Origin of the sequence: Alexandriicola marinus, assembly GCF_004000435.1 — a bacterium.
Taxonomy (GTDB): Bacteria; Pseudomonadota; Alphaproteobacteria; order Rhodobacterales; family Rhodobacteraceae; genus Alexandriicola; species Alexandriicola marinus.
Genome location: NZ_RBVZ01000001.1, coordinates 961,336 through 984,870 on the forward strand (window position 1 = coordinate 961,336; position 23,535 = coordinate 984,870).

Consider the following 23,535-nt stretch of genomic DNA (forward strand, 5'->3'; position numbering starts at 1 on the left):
ATCCGGCAGGTGTTGACCGAAGCTGTGAACGGCTCCGACGGTGCGTTGACCGTGCTTCAGCCCGCCCCAAGGGGTCCTCCGGCATGCCCGGGACGGCTGCACGCATGCCAGGCTCTTTCAGCAAGATCTGGGTTGCTTTTCCGAGTAAATCTGTCAGATTTTTGTCTGATATTCAGTCAGCAGCGCGAACCGGTGCAGTCTTTGAGGGTTCGCAAAGGGGCAGTCGGCTTCGGTGGTCTTCTCCGCGGCCGTCCGGTCAGTCGAAGACATTTCGCGGCAATCGCGCACACCATTGACGAGAGTGATGTGACCACAGCAATCGAGAGCTATATTTTCTATGAAATCGCCGCGCTTCTTGTCCTTGCGGCCGGGGTTGGCTTTGTCGGGTTGTTGCTGCGCCAGCCGCTCATCGTCAGTTTCATCGCGGTGGGGATCATCGCAGGGCCCTCGGTGCTCGATATCGCCCGCTCCGACGAGCAGATCGATCTGCTTGCCGAATTGGGCATCGCTGTCTTGCTGTTCCTTGTCGGCCTGAAGCTTGATTTCAATCTTGTCCGGACATTGGGGCCGGTCGCGTTGGTGACCGGGATCGGACAGGTGCTGTTCACGACGGTCTTCGGCTTCCTCATCGGCCTCGCCCTCGGGCTCAGCGCTCTTGTGGCGATCTATGTGGCGATCGCGCTGACCTTTTCGTCAACGATCATCATCGTGAAGCTTCTGTCCGACAAGCGCGAGATAGATGCCCTGCACGGGCGGATCGCACTGGGTTTTCTGATCGTGCAGGATATCGTCGTCGTGGTGGCGATGATCGCTTTGTCGGCCATAGGTGTGGGGGGCGCCGCGGCGGGAGACGAGAACGCGATGACAGAGGTCATGCGCGTCCTTGGCTATGGCATCGCGATGTTGGCTTTCGTCGTGTTCTTCATTCGCTATGTGGCCAGTCCGCTGGTCGAGACGCTGTCGAAGGCACCGGAACTCTTGGTTTCCTTTGCCATCGGATGGGCAGCGTTGTTGGCCGCGATTGGCCATTACCTTGGCTTCGGCAAGGAACTCGGCGGGCTTCTGGCCGGTGTCTCGCTTGCCTCGACGCCCTTTCGCGAGGCGATCGCGGCGCGGCTTGCCTCCCTGCGCGACTTTCTGCTTCTGTTCTTTTTCATCGCGCTGGGGGCCTCGCTCGATCTCTCTGCTCTGGGTGCGAGTATTGGCCCGGCCATCGTCCTGTCGCTCTTTGTCCTGATCGGCAATCCGTTGATCGTGCTCGCGATCATGGGGGCGATGGGCTACCGCAAGCGGACCGGGTTCCTCGCCGGACTGACCGTTGCGCAGATCAGCGAATTCTCTCTGATCTTCATGGCGATGGGGGTGGCTATCGGACATGTAACGGAGGAGGCGCTAGGGCTGGTCACGCTGGTCGGGCTCGTGACCATTGCTGCATCGACCTACATGATCACCTATTCTCACCAGCTCTATGCCGTCTTCGAACCCGTCCTCGGGATTTTTGAACGCCGTCATCCGGAGGCGGAAGACAGCGGCTCGTCCGATGCCGACCAGGCCTATGATGCGATCCTGTTCGGCCTTGGCCGCTACGGGTTGGGTATCGCGTCGGAATTGCGGGATAGCGGCAAGAGAATTCTTGGGGTGGATTTCAGCCCCGAGGCCGTGCGTTTTGCCCGGGGACAGGGCTTCGAGGTCCTGTTCGGCGACGCAACAGATCCGGAGTTCCTCGGTCATCTTCCTCTCGGGCGGACGGAATGGCTGGTCATGGCCGTTCCCGAACACGACACCGGTCTGACCCATGACGATCCGCGCCACACACTCCTCAGGGGCGCGCGCGCTCTTGGCTTCACCGGAAAGATCGCCGTCGCGGCACATCGGAGCACCACTGCCGAAAAGCTGCAGGCCGAACAGGCAGAACTGGTGCTGATGCCCTACAGGGATGCGGCCTTCGCCGCAGCCAGGATGATCGCAGGCGATGCGCCTGTGCCCGCGGTGGCGGTTGAGACCCCATCGGAGCGATTGTAGCTTGAGGAATGGCCATGAACATCGAAAAATCAGGCAAGATACTCGTTGTTGCGGACGCCAGCGAAAGCCAGATCGCTCTTGAGAGCGCGATGGCCCTTTCGGAGGTGCATTGCGCCTCCATTGAAATTGTCGCCTGCGTGGAACCTCCGCACGATCTGTCGATTCTCGCGCGCCTCTCTGGCTCGGATCCTTCCAGTCTGATCGAGGGGGCAGCAGAGCGCACCCGGACGGCGGTGCGCGAGAGACTTGAAGAAGTCGCACACGGTTCCAAATTCGATGTCACGATCCTGGTTGGCAAGGCCTATCAGGAGATCATCCGCCACGTTGCGCGCTCGGACTGCGACTTGGTCATCAAGAAGGCCGATCCGCTTGTCGGCATCAGTCGCGTCCTGTTTGCGAGCACCGACCAGCATCTGCTGCGCAAATGCCCGTGCCCCGTCTGGCTGCAGACGGAGACAGCGTCACGTCGGCCCAAGCGCATCCTGGCCGCGGTCGATCTCGATATTCTGGATGCGGCCGAGCCGGAGACATTGACCTCCTTGAACCGACGCGTCCTCGAGACCGCATGCATGTTCGCGACGGAGCCAGACAGCGAAGTCATCGTTCTGCATGCCTGGGAGGCGATCGGCGAGGGGCTTGTCTGGGCATTTTCCGGCGGGAGTGCAGCGCGGATTTCCGCGGATCGATATGTCAACGAGATCCTCGCCACCCGGACCAAGGCGATGGATCAATTGCTTGCAGATGTCCGCAGCGAGGTCGGCCCCGGGCCCCGGCTGGTCCCTATTCTGGACCGTGGGTCGCCCGAGGCGGTCATACATGAGCAAAGCCGCGCGATCCCCGTGGATGTGGTTGTGATGGGGACCGTGGCCCGGACCGGGCTGAGCGGCGTGTTCATAGGAAACACGGCCGAAAATATCATCAACAGCCTCGCATGTCCGGTCATCGCCGTGAAACCGGACGGCTTCGTCAGCCCGCTTCTCGGCAACTGATCCACCTCAGCGGATGTCTGACGTGGAATCGTCGCCCTCAACACGCAAGGGGACACATCGTGATCTGGCCAGAACTCCTGCGAACCGGTCGATTTCTTGAATTAACGACCGCGTGGCCTCAGCCGACAAACTGTCGTCACGGTTGCCTCATGACGGTAGGTTGGTCAGGGCCGTGGCCGCCGCCGGCCGAGCATCTATGGCTTGCCCGCCGTCCGATCACCTTGTGATCTGCGCCCGTCGCGATGCCTGCGTGGTCATGGGCCGGACGCGGTCATCACCTGCAATGTGATGGCTCCGGCATAGACGACGAGGATCGTGAGGCTCTCGACGCCGATGCGACCGGGTCCCCTGCGTTGACGCAGGATAAGCCCGCTCAGGAGGATCCCCGTCATCAGGATGGCCGTGAGGGTCCAGAACTGATCGTTCACCGTCGCGGCATGATAGATCGATCCGTCGCGATACGAGACATCTGCCGCAGTCAGGAACAAGGTGTCGAATGTATTGCCGCCGATGATCCCGCCCACGGCAAGCTGCAGGGCGCCGCGGCGCACGGCCGCGACCGTGGTAACCAGCTCCGGCATCGAGGTCACGACAGCCGTGGCCAACGCGCCCATCAATGTCTCGGACAGTTCCAGCCGCGCTGTGATCGCGCCGGCGGTCTTTGCGATTGTCCAGCCCGCGCAGGCCATGAGCAGCATCAGGATTGCGAAGATCACGAAAAGCCGCGCGGTGCTGGTGTCACGTGACCCGTCGGTTTCGTCCTCCGGTCGGTCGGTGCGGGTGTCGTCCGTGTCGACCGGGCGCCACATCGGGGTTTCGTGCAGGGCACGGGTGGCGAACAAGGCCCCCACATAGATCGCGGGGATGACCAGCGACACCGGATGAATCGCGAAAACCGAGACTTCGGCCAGCGTGCTTGCCAGAAGCGGCAGGGTCAGCAGAACAATCAAGGTGACGGCTTGAAAGATGTTGGCAAGGTCCGCCGCGGCATGTTCCAGGTTGGCCTTCCGGTAGACGATGTCCGCCACAGCAAGAAAGGCCGTTTGCGCAGCGATGCCGCCAATGCTGTTGGCATAGGCCATCGAGGCGTAGCCATCCCATGCCACCGTAACCGAGACGATGGTGCCGCTGAGCGAGGTTGCCATGCCCAGCAGGATTGCCCCCGCAATCGCTTCGCCGATCCCCGTCCGGTCGGCAAGCCGGTCGACCAGTCCTGTGATCCACAATCCGGTCAGCAAGACCACGATGGCCGCCAGCGCAAAGAGGCCCAGCACGTCGTGGATCGGCCAATTGGCGAGCATGGCGGTTCCCTCCGGGTTCAGTTGGAATGCGCGCACGTCGGACGTGAGGTCGATCTTAGGGCGAACCTTCCCGGGCGTCTATCGGTGTGGGCCCCTTGTTCGCGGTCCGCCGACGCTGCGTGTGGCGGGGCGGCTTTGTTCTGCTGGTTGCGCCCCGAGCCATGAGGCCCATTCACGTTGGCATGCCGAGGCCAGCCGATCGCGGCTTGGCGAAAAGGGGAGCTTTGACGCTTTCATGCCGCGGGAGATCGGGCTGGGTCGTCGGTTTGAACGATCAGGCCCCATCCCAGCGCTTCAACAGCCAGTACCACTGATCGGGATGCGCGCGGATTCGGGCCGAGAGGCTGTCATTGAAGGCGCGGGTCATGGTGAGGCTGTCGGTGGGCGTGATCGGAGCTTCGAAGATCACGTCGACCATGGAGCCGTCTTCGGTGCGGATCCCATAGGCCGGGATCATCGGGACATCGTATTTCAGCGCAAGCTGGGCCGCTGACAGGGAGGTCAGTGCGTCGTGCCCCAGAAACGGCAGTCGCACGCCTTCGGGATATTTCTCATCGAGCAGGATCGAGATGATCCCGCCGCCCTTGAGGTGCCGCACAAGGGCCATCGTGCCGGACCGGCCGGTCGACAGGATCGGCCGGCCCCCGGCCTCGATCCCGGCGCGAATCCGGCGCGCGTAATGGCGGTTCTTGTGGGTGCGAATGATGGCCCCGCTTTCCATCCCGTGGGTCTTCAGAACCGCGCGAATGGCCTCCCATTGGCCGAAATGCCCCGACACGATGATCGCCCCCTTGCCGGCGGCATGGGCCTGTTTCAACACCTCGAGCCCGGGGCCCGAGACGTTGAACTTGTGCGTCAGGGTCTGGAATTCCGCATCATGATACAGTTCGAACAGCGTCCGCCCCATATGATGGCCCATGCTCTGACCGAGCTTTGCGCGCGCGTTTCGGGGCATATCCGGAAAGACGCGCCGCGCTTCGCGGTCAAAGGCGCGTGCGGCTGGCGGAAACCACCGCATCACGGCTTCCAGCGTTGTTCCGAGGCTTTTCGAGCGCGCATCGAAGGAACGCCCCCGCGAGATCGTCAGCGCCGACCAGAGCGGAAGATACCGGACATGTTCGAACAGGGATTTCAGGCGCGCGGATATCATGACGTTCTATCAGTGGTTTTCCGCCAAGATCCAATGGCAAAAAACAGCCCGCGACCGGATGCCCTATGACGGCCGGTCAACGGAGGCGGATTGCCGGGCCGGGCAGGGGGCGCCGGGCCGCAAATCGAAGGGGGCCCGATCCCCGGGGACGGCGCCGATCCGGACAGGCCCCGCGTATTGCCCGAACTCGGGCATCGGCCATGCCGCCCACCCGATTGCCACATTTGAACCTTCGGGAGGGGCCTGATTTCTCCTTGCTGCACGATTCGATGCTCCGGTTTCGGATCGTCTGGTGGTCAATCGCCACTCTCGACCGGCATTGATGCACCTTGGTGGATAAATCGCGGGCAAATGTGTCGTTTTTGGCCGCGAATAAGGCAGAAGCGTGGCGGGCGGCGACTTTCTACCAAGTTGGAAACAATCGAGGCGCCCGTTCTGGGCGTTCCTGCGCATTTCACCGCCAAACCGGCCATTTCTCGGGCAAAAGCCCTCCCGACTGATCCCGATGCCGAAACAATATGTGCGAGGTGAACCCCGATTTGCCGGCCATGCGGGGCAAGAATCGGGCGAACCGAGGCAATTGGGGTAATTTTGGGATGAATTTTCCCTTTGTCGTCTCAGACAGGGCCGGTAAACCTCTGTCTTGCCCACTGGGGGGCATTCCGGCCGTTGGGGCGGCCTATCGGCAAAACGTCGATGAAGCGAGTGGTGTCTGCGGCCGGGGGGCGACCTCTCAAGCGGATGAAGAGCATGGTGGCTGGTCCGATGACCAGTCGCGGCACGCCAGCCGAACGCGGTTTTCGCGACGGCCCCCGTGTGTCTGTCGGTTTGGATGCGGTTCGCCCGCGGCCCGGTTCTGGGTGTTAGGAGTAAAGAAGATGGACGGTACAGTCGAAGGTACTTTTGGTAGCGACATCATCGATGAAAGCTACACGGGCGATCCAGAGGGCGATCGTATTGATGCCAACGACGCTCTTTTGCCGGGCGCGAGCGGAAACGACGATCTCGTCGAAGCGGGTCCCGGGAACGACACGGTTCTGGCGGGCGACGGCGACGACGTCGTATACGGCGGAGCAGATGACGACCGTCTATATGGTGGTGATGGCGCCGACACGCTGAACGGCGACGAAGGCCAGGATATCCTGTGGGGCGATGCCGGCGACGACGTGCTTGATGGCGGGTCTGGCGACGACACGCTCAAGGGTGGCAACGGCGAAGACATCCTTTCTGGTGGCGAGGGCGCAGACGTGATCGGTGGCGGCGACGATGCCGACACGGTCATCGCCGGTGCTGGTGACGAGATCGACGGCGGGGCCGGCGGCGACGACAACGACACGCTCGATCTGTCGGGCATCGGGCCCTACGCGCTTGTCGGCGTGGTCCCGGATTCGAACGGAAACGGCTTTGACGGAACGGTCGTGCTTCTGGATGCCGACGGCAGCCCGACCGGCGAAGTGATCGAATTCACCGAGATCGAATTCATTGTCGACGACATGAATTCCGATCCGATCGCCGTTGATGACGGCCCGCGCGACGTTCCCGAAGATGGCTCGATCACGTTGCCGGTTCTGTTCAACGACAGCGATCCCGATGGCGACGCGCTGACCGTCATCGAGGCGACCGCTCCCAACGGGACGGTCACGATCAACCCCACCGGTACGCTGACTTATACACCCAACCCCGATTACAACGGGCCGGACCAGATCACCTATACGATCAGCGACGGCAATGGCGGCACCGACACCGCCGTGGTGGACCTGAACGTGACCCCGGTCAACGACGCTCCGGATGCGGTTGACGATGCGGACACGACGGACTTCGACACGCCGATCACGGTCGATCTGCTGGCCAACGACACCGATGTCGACGGCGATGCGCTGAGTGTCGTGTCGGCGACGGTCCCGGCAGAAGAAGGCAGCCTCGTCGACAACGGCGACGGCACCGTGACCTTCACTCCCGTTGCCGGCTTCACCGGCACCGCCACGATCACCTACACGATCGAGGACGAAGAGGGCCTGCAGGACACCGCCGTGCACACGATCGAGGTGATCGCTCCGGTTCTCGACGGAACCGTGGAAGGCACTGACGGCGACGATGTGATCGACGTGCTCTACACCGGCGACCCCGAGGGCGACCGGGTCGACAACAACGATGCCATCCTGCCGGGCGATACGGGCAACGATGACCTCATTCACGCCTATGACGGCGATGACACGGTGCTTGCCGGTGACGGGGACGACGAAGTTTTCGGCATGGATGGCAATGACGACATCGATACCGGCGACGGGAACGACGTGGTCTATGGCGGCAACGGCAACGACATCATCGATACGACCGATGACGAGACGCTGGCAGGCGACTTCGACAATCCCTATCCGCCGCTTCCCGTCGATCCGATCCAGGACAACGATCTGGACACCGTCTATGGCGGGGCAGGCGACGACGTCATCTTCACCGGCGACGACCGTGACACGATCTTCGGCGGTGACGGCAACGATAGCATCGATGCCGGGATCGATGACGATGAAGTGACCGCAGGTCGCGGCGACGACACCGTGGTGGGCAGTGAAGGCAATGACCTCATCTACGGCGGCGACGGAGATGACGTGATCTACGGCGGCCTCGACCCGTCCTTCCCGGACGCGCTGAACATCCCCGACGAAGACGGCGATCTGGTGCCCGACAATGGTCAGGACCTGATCTATGGCGGTGCCGGTAACGATATCATCTTCGGTGAAGATGATGACGACACCATCTTTGGCGGTCGCGGGGACGATGTGATCGACGGTGGGGTCGACGACGACTCGATCAATGGTCAGTCGGGTGACGATTCGATCACCGGCGGGCAGGGCGACGATATCGTCGCCGGTGGCGACGGGAACGATATCCTCGATGGCGAAGAGGGCGATGACACGATCTTCGGCAATGTCGGCAACGACGTCATCACCGGTGGCGAAGGCGCGGACGAGCTGTTCGGCGGCGACGATCGCGACACCTTCATCGGTGGCGATGCCGGCGAAGTCGTCGACGGCGGCGCGGGGGGCGACGATTTCGATACGCTGGACCTGACCGGCTCGGATGTCGATTTCATCACCTACACCTCGCCCGATCGCGAAGATGGCATCGTGACCTTCCTCGATGGCACCACGATGACCTTCACCGAGATCGAGAATGTCATCCCCTGCTTCACGCCGGGCACCACGATCGCCACGCCGCGCGGTGAGCGTCTGGTTGAAGATCTTCGCGAAGGCGACCGGATCATCACCCGCGACAACGGCATCCAGGAGATCCGTTGGGTCGGTCGCAAGGACCTCACCGGCAAGAACCTGGTCGGCAGCCCGCATCTGCGACCCGTCCTGATCAAGGCTGGCAGCCTTGGCAATGGCCTGCCCGAACGGGACATGCTGGTGTCGCCGAACCACCGTCTGCTGGTCGCCAATGACCGGACCCAGCTTTACTTCGAGGAAAGCGAAGTCCTGGCCGCGGCCAAGCACCTGGTCGGCAGCAATGGCGTGCATCAGGTCAATGTCATGCAGGTCAGCTACATCCACTTCATGTTCGACCGCCACGAAGTGGTCCTGTCGAACGGTGCATGGACCGAAAGCTTCCAGCCCGGCGATTACAGCCTCAAGGGTCTTGGCAACAGCCAGAGGAACGAGATTTTCGAACTCTTCCCCGAACTGGCTTCCAAGCAGGGTCTCGAGGGCTACCAGTCGGCCCGCAAGTCGCTGAAGAAGCACGAGGCCAAGCTTCTGGTGAAGTAACAAGTTGCAGCGTAACGCCGCCGGGGGGCGCAGCGTTAACCAGCGGGGGGCCTTTGGCTCCCCGTTTTGGTTTGTGGATCCTGCTCCGCACCTCTCCGTGTCGCCGGCGATACAGGCCCGGGGTCACTGAATAATCGGGATTGAGCCGTCAGCTCGATTGTTGCATGGTCAGAAACAAATGGGGGCAAACCCCGAGGCAGAGTAGTACACGACCCACCCGCGCAAGATCCGCGAGCGTCCCCCTCCCAAGGGGTGGCCGTCAACGCGCGACGACAGGAGGCGGCAATGGCGACCATCTTTGGTGGCAACGGCAAGGACGAAATCGACGGCACATCCGGCAATGACGTCATCTATGCAGGCAATGGCAAGGACGAAGTCGACGCAGGCGACGGCAACGACATCATCTATGGCGGCAACGGCAAGGATGAAATCGAGGGCGGCGATGGCGACGATACGGCCTTTGGCGGCAACAGCCCCGACGAGCTCTATGGCGGGGCGGGCAACGACAGCCTCGATGGCGGCAGTTCCGGCGACGAGCTGTACGGAGGAGATGGCAACGACAGCATCGACGGCGGAAGCGGCGATGACGAGATCGAAGGCGGCGATGGCGACGACACCATCGACGGGGGGCAGGGTCAGGACGAGATCGAGGGTGGCGACGGGAACGACAGTATCGACGGCGGAAGCGGCGACGACGAGATCGAAGGCGGCGATGGTGACGACGTCATCGACGGTGGCGAGGGCCAGGACGAGATCGAGGGTGGTNGCGACGACGAGATCGAAGGCGGCGATGGTGACGACGTCATCGACGGTGGCGAGGGCCAGGACGAGATCGAGGGTGGTGATGGGAACGACACGCTCGATGCTGGAGATGCGGATGGCAACGGTCGAGACGAGTTGTACGGCGGGGACGGCGACGACACGCTCATCTCAGGTGGGAATGGTGACGAGCTTTTCGGCGGGGATGATGACGACACCTTTATCATTCAGGCCAACGGGAACGGGGTCTTCAACGATTTAGACATCTTCGGTGGCAGCGGGTCGGATACGCTCGACCTGTCCGAGCTTCGTGAAATCTATCCCGATCTGGAGATCATCTACGAAAGTGGTTCGCCCGGCAGTTCTTCGGGGACGATACTTGTTCGGACCGAACCGGGCGGTCAGCAGCTTGGCCGGATCAACTTTTCAGGGATGGAATCCATTGATCCGGTCATCTGTTTCACGCCCGGCGTCATGGTCGCCACGAAGCGGGGGCGGCTGCCGGTCGAAGCCTTGCGCCCCGGCGACATGATCGTCACCCGCGACAACGGCCTGCAGGAACTGGCCTGGGTCGGTCGCCGCGATCTGGGAGTGGCTGATCTTTGCGTTGCGCCGCAACACGCGCCGATCCGGATCCGCGCGGGCGCGCTGGGGAACGGGTTTCCCGATCGCGATCTTGTCGTCTCGCCCCAGCACCGGATCCTGATGCAGGGCCATGTGGCAGAACTTTATTTTCACGAACCCGAGGTCCTGGCGGCCGCTGTGCATCTTGTCGGGCGACCGGGGGTCGAGCGGCTCGGGCCGGTGAAGGCAAGCTATATCCATCTCATGTTCGAGAAACATGAGATCCTCAGCACCAACGGTTGCTGGACAGAAAGCTTTCAGCCGGGGTCATGGTCGATGTCGGGGCTGGGCGAACCTCAGCGCAACGAAATCCTGTCATTGTTTCCCGAACTTGCCGACGCGCCGGGGCTGGAGGATTTCGGGGCCGCGCGGCGGGTGTTGCGCGGCTATGAGGCGTCGGTCTTTCAGCGCGCCTGACCTATCCTGTCAGAGCCCGGTCTCGGCCCGGAACCTGTCCCAATCCTCGGGCGTATCAAGATCAAGCCGTGCAGCCTCGCCCGGCAAGGCGACGGTCGCAATCGGATGGTGGCGCACGATCACCTCGCCTCCCGTATCGCCCTGAAGGCTCTCGAACTCCGGCCTCAGTCGGGCATCGAACAGGATCGGATGGCCGGGTTTGCCGGTTTCGGTCGTGCCCCGCCAGATCATCGCCTCGGGCCGGGCCTCTCTCAGATCGCAGACGGCGCGCATGGCCGCGGCGTCGATCAGCGGCAGATCGGCCAGAACCACGAGAAACGCCGCGCAATCGGGCAATTGCGCCACTGCACCGCGCAGCGTGCCCGACATGCCTTCGGCCGCCTCGGGCACGATCAGGGGCGTGACCTCCAGATCGGCGATATGCTGCGCCCGGTCGTGACCGGGGCCGGGCAGGGCCACGAAGACCGGCCCCCCCAAACGCAGCGCGGCAAGGGTCTGGCGGCGCAGCAGTGGCTCACCATCGACAAGTTCGGCCAGCTTGTCGCGCCCGCGCATCCGCCGGCTTTCGCCGGCCGCAAGGATCAGGATCGGGATCATGCAACCAGTCTGCCCCCGGCCGCGGACAAAGGGCAAGGCCCGGTCTCAGGCATAGCGCGTCCGATCCGGATCGAAGATCGGAGCCGACAGATGCCGGGCAGGGCGCCGCTGCCCGAGGATCTCGATCTCGACCTCAAGCCCCTCGCGCGCCATGTCGCGCGGCACCAGCCCGAAGGCGATGGATTTGCCCGTGTGGTGCGAATAGCCGCCCGAAGTGCAGAACCCCCTGACCTCGCCATCGATGAAGATTGGCTCATAGGCGGTGACATCGGCATCCGTGGCGTCGACCTCGAAGGGCAGGAGCGTCCGGGCGGGCGGGGTGATCCGTTCGGCCTCGGCCGCTGCGCGCCCGATGAAATCGGCCGCCTTGTCCCAGCGGATGAACCGGTCCATCCCCGTCTCGGCCGGGGTATAATCGGGCGAGAATTCCCGCATCCATGACCCGAAGAACCTGTCCAGACGCAGGCTCATCATGGCCCGCATTCCGAAGGGTTTCATGCCAAAGGGCTGGCCAGCGGTCCACAACGTGTCCCACAAGGGGCGCTGCTCCATGGCGTCGACGTAGATCTCGTATCCCAGATCGCCGGTATAGCTGACGCGTTGCACGACCGCGGTGGAGAGCCCGATGGTCAGCTGGCGGACATCCATGAACCTCATGTCGCTGACGTCCTCCCGCGCGACCGCCTGCAGCACTTCGCGTGCGCGCGGCCCCGCGATCTGGAACCCGGTGCGCCGGTCCGACACGTTGTCGAGCGTGACCTCGCCTTCCGGTTCATGGGCCATGAACCAGCGCATGTGATAGGCTTGCGCGCCGTAGGACCCGATCAGCTGGAAATGCGTTTCCGACAGGCAAGCGACTGTAAAGTCGCCTATAATCTTGCCCTTCTCGGACAGCATCGGCGTCAGCGACAGCCGACCCGGCCCGGGGATGCGGCCGGCCATGATCCGGTCGAGCCAGGCCCGTGCGCCGGCGCCCTGCACGTCATATTTGCCGAAATTCTGCACCTCGTTGATACCGACGGAGCCACGCACGGCAGCCACCTCGCGCGCCGTCGCATCCCACGCGTTCGAGCGGCGGAAGGACGGTGTCTCGTAGCGCGCCTCGCCGGGATCGGCGAAATAATTCACCACCTCAAGCCCGTATTGCTGGCCCCAGACCGCCCCCATCGCGTCGAAGGTGTCATACATCGGCGTGGTTCGCAGAGGGCGCGCGGCGGGCAGCTCCTCGTTGGGATAAACCACGGAAAACCGTGTCTGATAGTTTTCCACCACCTTGGACAGCGTATAGCCCGGCGTGATCCAGCGGCCAAAGCGGGCGACATCCATGGCCATCACGTCGCGCTCGGGCTCGCCCTCGACCATCCACTGCGCGAGCATCAGCCCCACGCCGCCACCCTGGCTGAACCCGGCCATCACTCCGCAGGCTGACCAGTAGTTGCGTAGCCCCGGGATCGGGCCGACCAGCGGATTGCCGTCAGGGGCAAAGGTGAACGGCCCGTGGATCACCGATTTGATGCCCGCGCGCTCCAGCACGGGGAACCGGCGAAAGGCGAACGCCACGCTGTCCTCGATCTTCTCGAAATCGTCGGGCAAAAGCTCATGACCGAACTGCCAGGGCGTTCCGTCCACCGCCCAAGGCCGGCAATTCTGCTCGTAAAACCCGATACATAGACCGCGACCTTCCTGTCGAAGGTAGCTTTCGCCCGCCGGGTCCATCACATGGGGATGTTCGCTCTCGCGTTCATAGATTTCGGGGACCTCCTCGGTGACGAGGTATTGATGCTCCATGGGATGGAGCGGCAGGTAGATGCCCGCCATCGCCGCGACTTCCCGGGCCCAGAGGCCACCTGCATTCACCACATGTTCGGCATGGATCGTGCCCTTGTCGGTGACCACGTCCCAGGTGCCGTCGGGGCGCTGCGTGGTCTCGCGCACCATGCAATGGGTCTCGATCGTGGCGCCGCCCATCCGGGCAGCCTTGGCATAGGCATGGGTCGTGCCCGACGGATCGAGATGCCCGTCAAGCGGGTCGTAAAGCCCGCCGATGATTCCGTCGAGATTGGTGATCGGGGCAAGTTTCGCAATCTCGTCGGGGCCTATGATCTCGGTCTCGAGCCCCATGTAGCGATGCTTGGCCCGCTCGGCGACGAGCATGTCGAAGCGGTCCTTGTCGGCCGCCAGTGTCACGCCGCCCACGTGATGAAGGCCGCAGGACATGCCGGTGATCTCTTCAAGCTCGCGGTAAAGCTTGATCGTATAGCCCTGAAGGGCAGCCATGTTGGTATCGCCGTTGAGCGTGTGAAATCCGCCTGCCGCATGCCATGTGGAGCCGGAGGTCAATTCGGAACGTTCGATCAGCATTACGTCCGACCAGCCAAGCTTTGTCAGGTGATAAAGGACGGAACAGCCGACAACGCCGCCCCCGATGACGGCAACGCGGGTGGTGGTTTGCATGGCGGGCCTCCGATGGCTGGGCTGTGTCTTCTGCCACTTTGTGGAGCCTGCCGCGGAATGGATGGTCAGAACCGACAGATGCCGTCGCAAACGAACAATTCCCCCGAAACGCAATAAGTTTCAGGTGGTTCGCATCCACATTTCACCCAAAGGATGAGGATCGGGCCGTTACGGTATGATCCGCGTGTATTTCGTGCCGTCGAGCGTGGCGCCAACACGAAGCCCGGCCTGTGCAAAGACCATGGCGATAACGGGTGTGCGGACAGTTGTTGTCTCGGCCCGGAGAATCTCTCCCTCGTTCGAGATGACGTATTCCACGTCTGCCCCGACGACCCAGCCGGGCGAGCGGCGGAACTCCATCAGCGCGTCATCTGTCATGAAGAACAGGACATGGCTGTATTGCTGCGCGCCAAGTTGCAGGCCTGCGCTGGCCGCCGCGGCGCTATAGTAATCGACGACGCTTTCCCCGACCAGAAGGGCGCCCCGTCCGTAGGATCCGCCAAGCACGAGGCCGAGTTCCGTCACCACCGGCATGACAAGCATTCCCGAGGATTGCGCCGCAAGATCGGCGGTGCCGGGGTAGGTTGAGTAGAGGAAGTTCAGCGTCGACTGGACGCGCGCGTCGATCTGCTCCGCGCCGCCGCTGCCGATGCCGTTGCCACAGGCGGCCAGTCCCGTTGCCGCGCCAAGGCCAAGCGCAAAATTGCGTCTGGTGAAACTGCTCATATCGTATCGCCTCTAGTGTGGGGCCATGTTGTGTCTGACCCTTCTGACGACACTATAGGCAGGAAGCCTGGTCCTGTCATCTGATAGATTGCGGCCGGGCAAAACCTCGCCGGGCGGTTTGTCAGCCGTTCAGCAGACGGGCCGCATCCGGGGCGAAATAGGTCAGGATCCCGTCGCAGCCGGCGCGTTTGAAACACGTCAGCCCTTCGATCATCGTCTTGTCGCCATCGAACCAGCCGTTCTGCGCGGCCGCCTTCTGCATCGCGTATTCGCCCGACACCTGGTAGGCAAAAGTCGGCAGGCCAAAGCGATCCTTCACCTCGCGGCAGATGTCGAGATAGGGCATCCCCGGCTTGACCATGACCATGTCGGCCCCTTCGGCGATGTCGCGGGCCACCATGCGCAGCGCCTCCGACCGGTTCGCAGGATCGATCTGGTAGGTCGCCTTGTCGCCCTTCAGTGCGCCCGAGGCGCCGACCGCGTCGCGGAACGGCCCATAGAATCCAGACGCGAACTTGGCGGCGTAAGACAGGATCGTAACCTGTTGATGTCCCTCGGATTCAAGCGCGGAACGGATCGCCCCGATCCGACCGTCCATCATGTCGGACGGCCCCAGTATATCCGCGCCGGCCTCGGCCTGGGCGAGCGCCATCCTGACCAGCGCCTCGACGGTGCGATCGTTCACGATCTCTTCGCCTTCGACATATCCGTCGTGGCCGTTGATGTTGTAGGGGTCGAGCGCGATATCCGTCATGACCGCCATCTCGGGCACCGCGTCCTTGATCGCGCGGATCGCGCGGTTCGACAGGTTGTCGGGGTTCCAGGCTTCGGCGCAATCCTCGGTCCGGTCTTCAAGCGCGGTATAGGGAAAGAGGCAGATCGCGGGAATGCCCAGGCCATGGGCCTCGCGCGCGGCCGCCACGACCCTGTCGACCGTCTTGCGCGTCACCCCCGGCATCGACGGCACGGGCGTTTCGTCGTCCTGTCCCGCCATCACGAACACCGGCCAGATGAAATCATCGGGGCTCAGCGTCGTTTCGCGCACCATCGCGCGCAGGGCGGAGGTCCGGCGCAGCCGGCGCGGACGGGCGGCGGGAAAGGGGGGCAAGGTGGGTGTCATGGCGGGCCTTCCGATACGTGACGGCGGCCGGGTCATCTCGTCGTTCCGGCCGCATCTTTGAGTCGCACGGATTTTCCCGCCCCACAAGTCTGGGCATTGCCGTTCGGGGGCGATAGTGTCCGGCGAGATTTTACAAAGCACCCGGGTCGGTACCCACAGTGGACCTCGCCAAGACAATCATCGACGTCATCGATGCGCGATCCTTTACCAATGTCTGGTACTGGATGGTTCTGGCGGTGTTCTGGTCGACCGTTTCGCACTACGTGTTGGGCGTGCCCTTCGATATGATCGCCCGCGCGCGGCGCGGGGGAGAAGATGCGCTGTCCGATCTTTCGAGGCTTGTAGATATCAATATCCGGCGCCTGTTCTTCATCACACAGGTCTCTGGCCTTCTCCTGATGGGCTTCTGGGCCTTCATCCTGTCGGGGCTTTTGCTTCTGGGGTTCTGGTATTGGATCGAACTCGCGCAGGCGATTTCCTTCCTTGCCGTTCCCGTCACATGGATCGGTTTCATGACGATGCGGACCGCCCGCATCATCTCCGAGCAGAAGCTCGAAGGGCAGGAGCTGATTCGCCGGCTGATGCGGCACCGGTTCTGGACGCATGTGACGGGGATGGTCTCGATCTTTATCACGGCCATGTTCGGAATGTATCACAACCTGTCGGTGGTGCCGGGCTTCTGACGGTTGACTATCCGGCGCCGCGCGGTAGGTCACGCGCATGAACAGGCCATCCACCCATGTCACCGTCTCGGGCGCGCCCGAAGGGCTTGATGCCCGGCTGATCCTCGAAGAGGTCGCACGCGCCGGCGCGCCGGTCCTGCATGTCGCGCGCGATGACAAGCGGCTCGAGGCGATGCGCGCGGCCCTGGCGTTCTTCGCGCCGGACATGCCTGTCATCACCTTTCCCGGCTGGGACTGTCTGCCCTATGACCGGGTCTCGCCCAATCCCGAAATCTCGGCGACGCGAATGGCGACGCTGGCGGCTCTTGTGCATGGGATGCCCGAACGGTTCATCCTGCTGACGACGCTGAACGCGGCGACGCAGCGTGTTCCCCGTCGGGGTCTGCTGCAAGAGGCAGCCTTTACGGCACGGGTGGGATCGCGCATCGACGAGGCGGGCTTGCGCGAATTCCTCGTCCGGATGGGCTTTTCTCAGGCACCCACGGTGCTTGAGCCCGGCGATTACGCCGTGCGCGGCGGGATCATCGACATCTATCCGCCGGGGCAAAGTGGGCCGGTCAGGCTCGATCTCTTCGGCGATGTGCTGGACGGCGCGCGCCGGTTCGATGCGGCGACGCAGATGACGACGGAAAAGCTCGATGTGATCGAGCTGGCCCCGGTCTCCGAAGTGATCCTCGATGACGACGCGATCACCCGGTTCCGCCAGAACTACCGCATCGAATTCGGCGCGGCGGGCACCGACGATCCGCTGTATGAGGCCGTCAGCGCGGGGCGCAAACATGCCGGCATGGAGCATTGGCTCGGCCTGTTTCACGACCGGCTCGAGACGCTGTTCGATTATCTGCCCCATGCGACGATCACGCTCGATGAGCAATCCGATCCGCAGCGCACCGCCCGCTGGGATGCGATCGCCGATCAATACGAGACGCGCAAGATCGCGATGGATCAGAAGAACCGGATGGACACGGTCTATAAACCCGCGCCACCGGACCTGCTCTACCTCGACGACGATGGCTGGCAGGCCGCGACATCGGGCCGGCGGCTGTTGCATTTCACAGCGCACAAGCAGGCGACAGGCCCCGGTGTGATCGACGCGGGCGGCCGGACCGGCCGCGATTTCGCGCCGGAACGTCAGCAGGAAAAGATAAGCCTTTTCAAATCTCTGTTCGATCATATTCAGAAACGACTCGAAGTTGGGCCCGTTGTCGTCGCCTCCTATTCCGAGGGCGCGCGCGAGAGGCTCTCGGGGCTTCTCGAAGATGAGGGCATCGTCGAGGCGATCCCGATCACCGATGCCACGCGGATCGGCAAGCGGGGTGTCCACCTTGCCGTCTGGCCGCTGGAACACGGGTTCGAAACCTCTGATCTGACGGTGATTTCCGAACAGGATGTTTTGGGCGACCGGCTGATCCGGCAGACCCGGCGCAAACGCCGGGCCGAAAACTTCCTGACCGAGGCGCAAAGTCTCAGCCCCGGTGATCTGGTCGTTCATGTCGATCATGGTGTCGGGCGATATCAGGGCCTTGAGGTCGTGACGGCCGCTGGCGCCGCGCACGAATGCCTTCTTCTGGAATATGCCGAAGGATCAAAGCTTTACCTTCCGGTCGAGAATATCGAACTTCTGTCCAAGTTCGGGCATGAAGAGGGGCTTCTGGATCGGTTGGGCGGCGGGGCGTGGCAGGCCAAGAAGGCCCGCCTCAAGGAACGCATCCGCCAGATGGCGGAACGCCTGATCCGCGTCGCGGCAGAACGTGCCCTGCGCACCGCGCCGTCGCTGACCCCGCCCGAGGGCGTCTGGGATCAGTTCCTCGCGCGTTTTCCCTATTCCGAAACCGACGATCAGCTTCAGGCGATCGAGGATGTTCTGGCCGACCTTGAATCGGGCCAGCCGATGGATCGGCTCGTCTGTGGCGACGTCGGCTTTGGCAAGACCGAGGTCGCGATCCGTGCGGCCTTCGTGGCGGCCATGTCAGGCGTTCAGGTGGCCGTGATCGCGCCCACAACACTGCTTGCGCGGCAGCATTACAAGCAATTCGCCGAACGGTTCCGCGGGTTCCCTCTTCAGGTCCGGCCCCTGTCCCGGTTTGTCAGCGCGAAGGAGGCCGCCCGCACCCGCGAGGGGATAGCCGATGGAACTGTCGATATCGTGGTGGGCACCCACGCGCTTTTGGCGAAATCTGTGCGGTTCAAGCGACTGGGCCTGCTTGTCATCGACGAAGAGCAGCATTTCGGCGTTCAGCACAAGGAGAGGCTGAAACAGCTGCGCACCGATATCCACGTTCTCACACTGACCGCGACGCCGATCCCGCGCACCTTGCAGCTGTCGCTGTCGGGCGTGCGCGAATTGTCGGTGATCGGCACGCCGCCGGTCGACCGGCTGGCGATCCGCACCTATGTGAGCGAATTCGACACGATCACCCTGCGCGAGGCGCTCCTGCGGGAACGCTATCGCGGCGGGCAGAGCTTTTTCGTGGTGCCGCGTGTCGCCGATCTGCCTGAGATGGAGGATTGGCTGAAGCGCGAAGTCCCGGAGGTGAGCTATGTCGTGGCACATGGGCAGATGGCGGCGGGCGAACTCGATGACCGGATGAATGCCTTTTATGACGGCAAGTTCGACGTGCTTCTGGCCACCACGATCGTGGAATCCGGTCTCGATATTCCGACGGCCAATACCATGCTGGTCCATCGCGCCGACATGTTCGGTCTGGCCCAGCTTTACCAGATCCGGGGCAGGGTGGGCCGGTCCAAGACGCGGGCCTATGCCTATCTGACGACGAAACCCCGGCAGAAGCTGACGGATGCGGCGCAAAAGCGGCTGCGCGTTCTGGGATCGCTCGACTCCCTTGGGGCCGGGTTCAACCTCGCCAGCCAGGATCTTGATATCCGGGGGGCGGGCAACCTTCTGGGCGAGGAACAATCGGGCCAGATGCGCGAAGTGGGCTATGAACTCTACCAGCAGATGCTGGAAGAGCAGATTGCCCGCATCAAGTCGGGCGAGGCCGAGGGCATCATCGATGACGGGGCCTGGGCGCCGCAACTGAACCTTGGTCTGCCGGTCCTGATCCCGGAAGATTATGTGCCCGACCTTGATGTGCGCCTTGGCCTTTATCGCCGCCTGAGCGATCTGTCGAAGAAGGTGGAGCTTGAGGGTTTTGCTGCCGAGTTGATCGACAGGTTCGGCCCGTTGCCCAAGGAAATCAATATCCTGCTGACCGTTGTTCGCATCAAGGCGATGTGCAAGCGCGCGGGTATCAGCCAGCTGGATGCCGGACCCAAGGGGGCCACGATCCGGTTTCACAACGACAAGTTCGCCTCGCCCAAGGGGCTGGTCGAATTCATCGAGGCGCAGAATGGTCTGGCGAAGGTCCGCGACAACAAGATCGTGGTGCGCCGCGACTGGTCGAAAGACAAGGACAAGGTGCGCGGCGCCTTTGCCATCGCGCGCGACCTGGCCGAGAAGGTGGCCGAGGCCAAGGAGGACAAGGCCGCCTGAGCTGGATCAGGCGCTTTCCGTCCGGGAGGCCAGCGTGACGACCGGGCGGTCCGTCTTGGGGTCGGGGTCGATGGCCTTGGCCACACGCAGGAACGCATAGGCCAGCGCTGAACAGGTCATCGTGCCCAGCAGGAGCGGCAGGGGCGTGCCATCGAAGGCAAGCCCGAGGGGGATCGCGATCATGATGCCCCCAAAGGCCGTCACCGCGTTGACGACCGATGCGGCGATGCCGGCGATATGACCCATCGGCTCCAGCGCCAGCGCGGTGAGATTGCCGAAGGTCAGCGCGGCCATGGCATGGATCGAGACGGTCCAGACAAAGAAGGCCGGGAAGGGCAGGTCCCCCCCGATCGTGAGAAGCCCCCCCACGAAGATGGCCGAGACAAAGCTTTGCGCGCCAAAGGCAAACAGCGCCAGTCGCCGCATGCCCCTGCGCATGACAAGCGCGGCGTTGAACAAGGTGGCGAGCCCCGAGATCAGGCCGCTGAGCATGAACCAGAAGGGAAAGCTGTCTTCCATGCCATAGGTCACGGCATAAAGCTGCTGGATCGACGACAACATCGCGATCAGCATTCCGAAGCACAGCGACAGCACGAGTACATAGATCATGACCAGCCTGTCGCGCCCGATCTCGGACAGGGCCTCGGCAATGACACGCAGCCGGATCGGGCGGCGGTGGGCGCGGGGTAACGTCTCGGGTTGGCGCAGGTTCAGCCATGTCGCCATCATGAGGCCGATCAGGACGAAACTGCCGAAGATGCCCCGCCAACCGGCCATGTCCGCGATCTGCGCGCCGATATAGGGGGCCATCGCCGGAACGATCACGAAGACCATCATGATGAAAGAACAGATCTGCGCCATGCGGCGGCCCGAATAGGCATCGCGCAAGAGGGCCTGTCCGGCGATCCGCGGTCCGGCCATGCCGAGGCCCTGGATCAGGCGGGCGACCAGCAGGCCCTCGATCGTGACGGCACATATCGCAAGAAGCGCGCCCAGCACATAGAGCACGATCCCGGCCGTGATGACGGGTTTGCGGCCGAAGCGGTCGGCGAGGGGGCCCGCCAGCAGCATGCCGACACCCATGCCGATGATGAAGCTCGACAGAACAAGTTGTGCGCGGTTGGGGGCGTCGGGGCTGAGTTCGCGCGCAATATCGGGCAACGCCGGCAACATCGCGTCGATAGAGAACGCGACCATCGAGAAGAGCCCCGCCATCAATACCACGAATTCGGGCAGTGGCAGGCGGCGGCCCCGCCCGATCATCCGGGGTCGGGCAACTGCTCGATGATATCGTCGATGACCTTTTCCCAGAACTCGGCCGGCTGCGCGCCGGGGACCACGTGTTGCTGGGCCACGATGAAGGTCGGAACGGCGTTTACACCCATCTGTCGGGAATGGGCATCGCGCGCCTTGATATCCTCGATTTCGGCATCGGAGGACAGCAACCGTTCGACGACATCCCGCTCCATTCCGATGGCCTCGGCAATATCGCACAGCACCTTGCTGTCGCCGATATCGCGGCCTTCGGTGAAATAGGCGTTGAACAAGGCCGTCACGGCTGCCTCCTGCTTCCGCTCGATCCCGGCCCAGTGAATCAGGCGGTGAGCGTTCACCGTATTTGGCGTGCGATCTATTGAGGCGAGGTTAACAAAAAGGCCCGAAGCCTCGGCTTCTTCGGCGATTCTGGCATAAACCGAGACCGCCTGCTCCTTTCCGCCGAACTTGGCCTCGAGATAGCTGCGCCGGTCCATACCTTCGGGCGGCATGTCGGGGTTCAGCTGGAAAGGATGCCATTCGATGACGAAGGGATGATCGGGCCGCGCCTTCAGGGCCGCGTCCAGCCTTGCCTTGCCGATATAGCACCATGGGCAGATCGGGTCAGACAGGATATCAAGTTTGACCATGGTTCTTCTCCCAGTCCTGCCGCAGCGCGCGGCGCAAGAGTTTGTTGTTCGCCCCGCGGGGCAGGTGATCGACCCGCACGAAAAGGCGCGGAAGCTTGTAGCTGGCCAGCCGTTCGGCGGCAAAGGCGCGCAGCTGATCCTCGGCGATCGGGGCGGGCCCTGACCAGAATGCGGCGATGACGGTGGTCTCGGGCCCGACCCGCACTTCGCAGGCGGCGGCCTCGGTCACGCCGGGGTGGTCTGTCAGGGCGGTTTCGACCTCGATGGGCGAAACGCGGATGCCGCCTGCGTTCATCATGTCGTCATTGCGGCCCAGATAGCGCAGCGCGCCTGCCTCGGTCCCGCAGGCCAGATCGCCGGTCAGGAACCAGTCGCCGGCAAAGCGGTTGGCCGTGGCCTCTGGATCGCCATGATAGCCCAGCATCAGGCCCGGATCGTCCCGATGGATCGCGATGATCCCCGGCGCGCCGGGCGCGACCGTGGCGCCGTTGTCGTCCAGCAACGCGATGCGTCGGCCATTCTGCGGCCAGCCGAGCGTGTCGGGCGGGGCCGGGCGATCGGGATTGCCCGAGATGAAGGTCGAGCATTCCGACATGCCGAAGGCCTCGTGCACCTCGCGGCCCGTGGCCGTGCGCCATGCCGCGCGCAGGGTTTCGGGCAGCTTCTCGCCTGCCGACAATCCGTGGCGCAACGCCGGCAGGCCCGGCATGTCAGAGCGCAGAATCTGCCGGTATACCCCCGGGGCCGCGGCAAAGATCGTGGCCTTCGACCGTTCCAGCAGCGCGGGAAGATCGGTGCTGGCAGTGCCGGCGCGCGGGATGAGCGCGGTGGCCCCGATGCTCCATGGGTCCATCAGCCCGGTGCCCAGCGTATAGGTCCAGTTGAAGGCGCCCGCATGAAGGAGCCGGTCATCCGCGCGCAGCCCGTACCAGCCGTCCCACATCATCCGGCGCGCGAGGATCGCGCGATGCGCATGAACCACCGCCCGGGTCTGGCCCGAGGTGCCCGAGGTCAGGATGATATAGGCAGGCCGGTCGGGATCGCCCCTATGCCAGTCGGCGGGCGGCAGGTGGTGGAACCGGTGCAGATCATCCGCCGACAGAACCGGCGCGGGATGATCGGGGCAGGCGATGCCGGGCCCCGCGATCACCAGCGCCGGATCAAGCGCCTTGGCGATCCGGGTGATCTCGGGCCGGGACAGCTGGGCCGAGGTCGGGATCGGCACAAGGCCCGCGGCGATGGCCCCCAGATAGGCCAGCGGAAACTCGACCGAGTTTCCAAGCCGCATCAGAACCCGGTCGCCGGGGCGCAGGCCAAGCTCCAGCAACCCCGTGGCCGTCCCGCGCGTGGCGTCGATCAGGCGACGATAGCTCCAGCAATCGGCGCCATCCGGACCGTGGATTTCGAGCGCGGTCTTGTCGGCACAGCTCTGGCCCTCGCGCAGCACATGGGCGGCAAGGTTGAACGGGGCGGTCTGGTCGGGTTGATCGGGCATGGCGCTTCGCTAGTGGCGCAGGCGCAGAGTTGCAAGC

General features: G+C 63.4%; 15 protein-coding genes. 6 read left to right on the forward strand and 9 right to left on the reverse strand.

All coding sequences use genetic code 11. From position 1 onward, the window contains the following. Positions 1 to 306: 306 nt before the first annotated feature. Both EP376_RS04740 and EP376_RS04745 read left to right on the forward strand, forming a co-directional pair. Complete coding sequence (locus tag EP376_RS04740; RefSeq protein WP_127654370.1) at positions 307 to 2,022, forward strand: cation:proton antiporter; 1,716 nt, start codon at positions 307 to 309, stop codon at positions 2,020 to 2,022. 8 nt (positions 2,023 to 2,030) lie between these two features. Further along, a complete protein-coding gene (locus tag EP376_RS04745; protein WP_127654371.1) occupies positions 2,031 to 3,011 on the forward strand; it encodes a universal stress protein in 981 nt (326 codons plus the stop codon). A gap of 254 nt (positions 3,012 to 3,265) precedes the next feature. On the opposite strand, the gene EP376_RS04750 is transcribed toward EP376_RS04745, so the two are convergent. Then, a complete protein-coding gene (locus EP376_RS04750; RefSeq protein WP_127654372.1) occupies positions 3,266 to 4,312 on the reverse strand; it encodes a sodium:calcium antiporter in 1,047 nt (348 codons plus the stop codon). A 274-nt stretch (positions 4,313 to 4,586) separates the two neighbouring features. After that, complete coding sequence (locus tag EP376_RS04755) at positions 4,587 to 5,462, reverse strand: lysophospholipid acyltransferase family protein (protein ID WP_127654373.1); 876 nt, start codon at positions 5,460 to 5,462, stop codon at positions 4,587 to 4,589. Positions 5,463 to 6,340: 878 nt separating this feature from the next. Between EP376_RS04755 and EP376_RS04760 the strand changes: the two genes are divergently transcribed. Further along, positions 6,341 to 9,226 carry a Hint domain-containing protein gene (locus EP376_RS04760; protein ID WP_127654374.1) on the forward strand — a complete coding sequence of 962 codons (2,886 nt, stop codon included), beginning with the start codon at positions 6,341 to 6,343 and terminating at the stop codon, positions 9,224 to 9,226. A gap of 285 nt (positions 9,227 to 9,511) precedes the next feature. Then, on the forward strand, positions 9,512 to 11,026 hold the full coding sequence (locus tag EP376_RS04765) for a Hint domain-containing protein (protein WP_127654375.1): 1,515 nt from the start codon (positions 9,512 to 9,514) through the stop codon (positions 11,024 to 11,026). Between the two features lie 9 nt (positions 11,027 to 11,035). Here EP376_RS04765 and EP376_RS04770 read toward each other — a convergent pair whose 3' ends face one another. The 4 genes from EP376_RS04770 to hemB all read right to left on the reverse strand — a co-directional run bounded on the left by EP376_RS04770 (position 11,036) and on the right by hemB (position 15,923). After that, a complete protein-coding gene (locus EP376_RS04770; protein ID WP_127654376.1) occupies positions 11,036 to 11,623 on the reverse strand; it encodes a nucleotidyltransferase family protein in 588 nt (195 codons plus the stop codon). Between the two features lie 45 nt (positions 11,624 to 11,668). Continuing rightward, positions 11,669 to 14,077, reverse strand: a complete 2,409-nt coding sequence (locus tag EP376_RS04775; protein ID WP_127654377.1) for a GcvT family protein — start codon at positions 14,075 to 14,077, stop codon at positions 11,669 to 11,671. Between the two features lie 168 nt (positions 14,078 to 14,245). Further along, positions 14,246 to 14,803, reverse strand: coding sequence for a lipid-binding SYLF domain-containing protein (locus EP376_RS04780; RefSeq protein WP_127654378.1), 558 nt, complete (start codon positions 14,801 to 14,803; stop codon positions 14,246 to 14,248). 121 nt (positions 14,804 to 14,924) lie between these two features. Further along, entirely contained in the window at positions 14,925 to 15,923 is a 999-nt protein-coding gene (gene hemB, locus EP376_RS04785) for a porphobilinogen synthase (RefSeq protein WP_127654379.1), read from the reverse strand. Between the two features lie 158 nt (positions 15,924 to 16,081). On the opposite strand from hemB, the gene EP376_RS04790 reads away from it, so the two are divergent. Both EP376_RS04790 and mfd read left to right on the forward strand, forming a co-directional pair. Continuing rightward, positions 16,082 to 16,606 (forward strand): component of SufBCD complex, encoded by a 525-nt coding sequence (locus EP376_RS04790; RefSeq protein ID WP_127654380.1) that lies wholly within the window; start codon positions 16,082 to 16,084, stop codon positions 16,604 to 16,606. A gap of 37 nt (positions 16,607 to 16,643) precedes the next feature. Beyond that, a complete protein-coding gene (gene mfd / locus EP376_RS04795; protein WP_127654381.1) occupies positions 16,644 to 20,099 on the forward strand; it encodes a transcription-repair coupling factor in 3,456 nt (1,151 codons plus the stop codon). Positions 20,100 to 20,105: 6 nt separating this feature from the next. On the opposite strand, the gene EP376_RS04800 is transcribed toward mfd, so the two are convergent. From EP376_RS04800 to EP376_RS04810, 3 genes are read right to left on the reverse strand one after another with little or no spacing between them, the layout of a single operon-like run. Then, on the reverse strand, positions 20,106 to 21,362 hold the full coding sequence (locus EP376_RS04800; RefSeq protein WP_127654382.1) for a multidrug effflux MFS transporter: 1,257 nt from the start codon (positions 21,360 to 21,362) through the stop codon (positions 20,106 to 20,108). Continuing rightward, on the reverse strand, positions 21,359 to 22,003 hold the full coding sequence (locus EP376_RS04805) for a DsbA family oxidoreductase (RefSeq protein ID WP_127654383.1): 645 nt from the start codon (positions 22,001 to 22,003) through the stop codon (positions 21,359 to 21,361). The genes EP376_RS04800 and EP376_RS04805 overlap by 4 nt, the downstream gene beginning before the upstream one ends. Further along, a complete protein-coding gene (locus EP376_RS04810; RefSeq protein WP_127654384.1) occupies positions 21,990 to 23,498 on the reverse strand; it encodes a class I adenylate-forming enzyme family protein in 1,509 nt (502 codons plus the stop codon). The genes EP376_RS04805 and EP376_RS04810 overlap by 14 nt, the downstream gene beginning before the upstream one ends. Positions 23,499 to 23,535 lie beyond the last annotated feature (37 nt).

Coding starts and splice junctions, on each gene's coding strand:
- EP376_RS04780 (WP_127654378.1), bottom strand. CDS start 14,803: ATGAGCAGTTTCACCAGACGCAATTTTGCGCTTGGCCTTGGCGCGGCA.
- EP376_RS04745 (WP_127654371.1), top strand. CDS start 2,031: ATGGCCATGAACATCGAAAAATCAGGCAAGATACTCGTTGTTGCGGAC.
- EP376_RS04755 (WP_127654373.1), bottom strand. CDS start 5,462: ATGATATCCGCGCGCCTGAAATCCCTGTTCGAACATGTCCGGTATCTT.
- EP376_RS04775 (WP_127654377.1), bottom strand. CDS start 14,077: ATGCAAACCACCACCCGCGTTGCCGTCATCGGGGGCGGCGTTGTCGGC.
- mfd (WP_127654381.1), top strand. CDS start 16,644: ATGAACAGGCCATCCACCCATGTCACCGTCTCGGGCGCGCCCGAAGGG.
- EP376_RS04800 (WP_127654382.1), bottom strand. CDS start 21,362: ATGATCGGGCGGGGCCGCCGCCTGCCACTGCCCGAATTCGTGGTATTG.
- EP376_RS04760 (WP_127654374.1), top strand. CDS start 6,341: ATGGACGGTACAGTCGAAGGTACTTTTGGTAGCGACATCATCGATGAA.
- EP376_RS04805 (WP_127654383.1), bottom strand. CDS start 22,003: ATGGTCAAACTTGATATCCTGTCTGACCCGATCTGCCCATGGTGCTAT.
- EP376_RS04750 (WP_127654372.1), bottom strand. CDS start 4,312: ATGCTCGCCAATTGGCCGATCCACGACGTGCTGGGCCTCTTTGCGCTG.
- EP376_RS04770 (WP_127654376.1), bottom strand. CDS start 11,623: ATGATCCCGATCCTGATCCTTGCGGCCGGCGAAAGCCGGCGGATGCGC.
- EP376_RS04810 (WP_127654384.1), bottom strand. CDS start 23,498: ATGCCCGATCAACCCGACCAGACCGCCCCGTTCAACCTTGCCGCCCAT.
- hemB (WP_127654379.1), bottom strand. CDS start 15,923: ATGACACCCACCTTGCCCCCCTTTCCCGCCGCCCGTCCGCGCCGGCTG.